General features: G+C 74.0%; 1 protein-coding gene. It reads right to left on the bottom strand.

What is annotated here, in order from left to right:
* Window positions 1-164 precede the first annotated feature (164 nt).
* Window positions 165-1,259, bottom strand: a complete 1,095-nt coding sequence (locus tag ACFU99_RS42850) for a PucR family transcriptional regulator (RefSeq protein WP_384403984.1) — start codon at window positions 1,257-1,259, stop codon at window positions 165-167.
* Between the last annotated feature and the right edge of the window lie 437 nt (window positions 1,260-1,696).

Here is a 1,696-nt window from a genome sequence, read left to right as displayed (position 1 = left end):
GGGCCGTACGAGGTGTGCCCGCGGGAGGGCCCCGACAGCCCGCGCAACTGGCGGCTGCACGCCGAGTACCAGGGCTGAGCAGCCGCCCCGAGGCCGGCCGTGGCACGCCCCTTCCCCCGTTGCCACGGCCGGCCCCGGCACGTCCGTACGTACGCCCCCCGCGGCTACAACTCCTTCGTCGGCCAGTCCAGCAGCCGCGCCCCGATCACCGCCGTCTGCAAGGTGTAGCGGTGCATCGGGTCGGCGGGGTCGGCGCCCGTCAGCTCGTGGATGCGCTTGAGGCGGTAGGTGAACGCCCGGACGCTCAGGGCGAGTCGGCGGGCGGCCTCCGCGGCGACGCAGCCGGAGTCGAAGTACGCGTCGAGCGTCGCGAGCAGCGGCTCCGGGCCGCCGCGGGCCTCCCGCAGCGGTGCCAGCGTGGAGCGCACGAGATCGGTCAGGGCCTGCCGGTCGCGGGTCAGGACCGGGAAGACGAGCAGGTCGGCGGCGCGCAGCACCGGCGCGTCGATGGCCATCTTCGCGGCGAGGTCCAGTGCGCCCAGCGCCTCCTCGTAGGAGTGCACGACGCCGCCCGCGCCCTCGTGCGGGCGTCCGACGGCCACCTGGCCGCCGTCGGTGGCGGCGTGCGCCTGCTTGGTGAAGTAGCGCAGCACGTCGTCCTCGTCGGCCGGGGCCACGCAGATCAGCCGGCCGTCCTTGGTGGTCAGCAGGATGCGGCGCTCGCTGAACCGGCCGTTGAGCGCCGTCTCCACGCGGCGCATCGCCGGGTGCGCGTCGTCGTACGGCTCCGGGCCCGTGGCGACCGCGACGGCGTGTGCGTGGGCGAGCCGCAGCCCGAACCTCTCGGCGCGTCCGGCCAGCCTCCCCAGGTCGCTGCGCCCGTACAGCAGGTCGTCGATGAACTCGCGGCGCGCGGCCTCCTCCTGCCGTACGGCCAGCCGCTGCGCGTGCTCGTACCCCTCGGCGAAGGCGTCGATGGCCTGCTCGGTCACGGCAAGGACGGACTCGGCGGTGGCGCGCAGGCCGCGCGCTCCGGCCGGGCCGGACGGCGCGGGGAGCTCGGACCACAGGGCGCGGGTGGCGGCGAGGTGGCCGACGACGAGGGTGCGCAGGCCGTAGCCGCTCTCCCCGGCGCGTTCGCCGAGGGTGCGGCGTGACTCCAGTTCGGCGCGGTTGAGCCGTCGGCCGGTCGCCGACACCTCGGTGAGCAGCTCGGCGTAGCCGGCCAGATAGTCCTCGGTCGGCTCCGGCTTTGTCACGTGCTCTCCCCACCTCTTAACGCGTCCTTGACGGGTTCTTGGCGCGCGGATTCCAGGGTGGCAGACGCCCAAGGGGGGCAGCACCCGGCATCAGGGAAGCATAAAGATTGCCGGGGTCCGGCAATGCGCACAGCTGTTCTCACCTGCCAATATGTACATGGGGGAACAACGGGGGACACGGGGGACGGCCTCGGTGCCAGGTTCCGGAAACGGGCCTGGCGCCGAGGCCCGCCCACGGCGCCGCCCCCGCGCAGCCGGCGGGCCTCACGGGGGCTCGCGAGCAAGAGGACGAAGGGACGGGGTCTGTGGACGACTTCCTCGCAGCCGCGCTCGGCTTCCCGGCCGTCGTGTTCAGCTTCGCGCTGGTGGTCGTCGTCGCGTACTGGCTGCTCGTCCTCGTCGGCGGCATCGACTCCGACGGCCACGGCCACCACGAC

It is taken from the genome of Streptomyces sp. NPDC057654 (assembly GCF_042800135.1).
Lineage (GTDB): Bacteria > Actinomycetota > Actinomycetes > Streptomycetales > Streptomycetaceae > Streptomyces.
This window is presented reverse-complemented; position numbering and strand designations above follow the sequence as displayed.